The organism is Neochlamydia sp. TUME1 (assembly GCF_000813645.1).
In the GTDB taxonomy this organism is placed as follows: Bacteria; Chlamydiota; Chlamydiia; order Chlamydiales; family Parachlamydiaceae; genus Neochlamydia.
Genome location: NZ_JRXI01000225.1, coordinates 1 through 1,786, shown reverse-complemented (window position 1 = coordinate 1,786; position 1,786 = coordinate 1). Strand labels below are relative to the sequence as shown.

Annotated in this window: 1 protein-coding gene and 1 pseudogene; both read right to left on the bottom strand. The window is 37.2% G+C overall.

Annotation, left to right across the window (positions count from 1 at the left end; all coding sequences use genetic code 11):
• Positions 1-103 precede the first annotated feature (103 nt).
• Positions 104-289, bottom strand: a pseudogene (locus DB41_RS11495) (transposase); the annotation flags it as partial.
• Between the two features lie 57 nt (positions 290-346).
• The gene (locus tag DB41_RS12135) at positions 347-1,291 is read right to left on the bottom strand and encodes a leucine-rich repeat domain-containing protein (protein ID WP_052244126.1); all 945 of its coding nucleotides are present in this window, start codon (positions 1,289-1,291) and stop codon (positions 347-349) included.
• Between the last annotated feature and the right edge of the window lie 495 nt (positions 1,292-1,786).

Below are 1,786 nucleotides of genomic sequence, written 5' to 3'. Positions count from 1 at the left end.
GTCAATTTTAATGAGCCCCCCTTCATTGGGGTGAGGGGGCAGGATTAAAATTGACACTCACAATTTTAAGAGGCAAAAATATTGTTTATCTTTTTTGTTCTCACTATCTTATCTTCAAGTATACTTTATCACTCATCCAATCCTTATGGATTTCCTGAAGTATTGCTGTAACCAATCTTTCGCATGATTCTTCATTTGGAAATACTATTACTACTCTTGTGCGTCTCTTAATCTCCTGATTTAATCTCTCCATTATATTAGAATTTCGAATTTTACGTGATGATGGAAAGAAAATTGAAAAAATGTCAGCCGCTCCTCTACATTGTTTTCAAGCCACTCTACAAACTTAGGATAAGTGACGCGGCAATTTTGGTTTGGCTAAAAGAATGAGATGGATTCTTTGCCTTATTTGAGAAAAACAGCTCTTTTTGGCGCAATGTTTCAATTCTTCTACCGCTTCTACAGACAGACTGGTGAGCTGGTTTTGATTTAAGTAAAGCCTTTGCAGCTTAGACAGCTGCCCAATTTCTGCAGGCAGAGCGGTGAGCTGGTTTTGATTTAAGTAAAGGCGTGTCAGCTCAGACAGCTGCCCTATTTCTGCGGGCAGAGTGGTGAGCTGGTTTTGATTTAATTTAAGCATTTGCAGCTGAGACAATTGCCCGATTTCTGCAGGAAGACTGGTGAGCTGGTTTTCACTTAAGTCAAGCGTTTGCAGCCGAGATAACTGGCATATTTCTGGGGGTAAATAAGTAAAGCCTGCTCCAGATAAATTTAGCGAAGTTAAGTTTTTACAATTTTCTTCAATCCAATCTCTAAGAAGCTCTCCTTTTTTTTCTAGAGGCAAGTGCTTAATTTCTTCTCGGCTCAAGTATTCTTCCCCACCAGGAAGTTTTTTCCAAAGTAAAAGGCGATTCATATTTACAAGGTAGGAAGAGTAATTAGCCAGCGTTAAGCCTCTTTTTTCTTCTGTTTTCCATTTAAATTCCAAAGGAGAAAAAGACTTGGCTAAAGTAAAGATTTGCCTAAAGATTGCATTTACCTTTTCTGCTTCAGAAAGCTTTTCTTCTAGCTTATAAATCCTATCTACAATAAGAGCCTGCTCCTTAACATTTCCTTGAGGAACATGTACTTTACCTATTTGTTTATAAAGAGAAGGCATGACCTCAGAAGCCATCAGATGATGCCATCTTTTACAGACGCTAAATAAGGAAGGAACTACGCAAGCCTCTAAGATAGGGAGTAGCAATTCATTGGGCAAGCTTTCAATAGATGTTGATGAGATAGGATGCATTTTATTTCCTTGGGTAGAGATAACTTTTTCAGCATTTTTATTTTTTAAAGACAATATAAAAAATTAAAAAAGCAAGTCAAACGAATTCGTATCCTTATCAAGGAAAAAAACTCAAAGATGACCTATCAGCGCTTTTGTTTCAAATAGATTCAAGGAAAGGGGGGGGCTTCTAAGCATTTAGGAGCAGCCACAGGTTTTGGGGATTAAGTGACGCGGCAATTTTAGTTGGCCCAAAAGAATGAGATTGATTTTTTGCCTTATTTGAGAAAAACGGCTCTTTTTGGCGCAATGTTATGATTCTTCTAACGAATGATGGAATACAATACGCCTAGCTTCTTCAGAAAAAGAGAAAAGCTTCTTGACGTTATAAATGTGTAGGTTAGTTTAAACTTGCTTAATTGCCGGAAGAAAACGGATTACTTGTTTAAAGATAAGACGGCTAAAAGTTTTTTATTTCATTTTAGCCCCTCTCAATTTAAAAAGTACTTACAACCA

Coding starts and splice junctions, on each gene's coding strand:
- DB41_RS12135 (WP_052244126.1), bottom strand. CDS start 1,291: ATGCATCCTATCTCATCAACATCTATTGAAAGCTTGCCCAATGAATTG.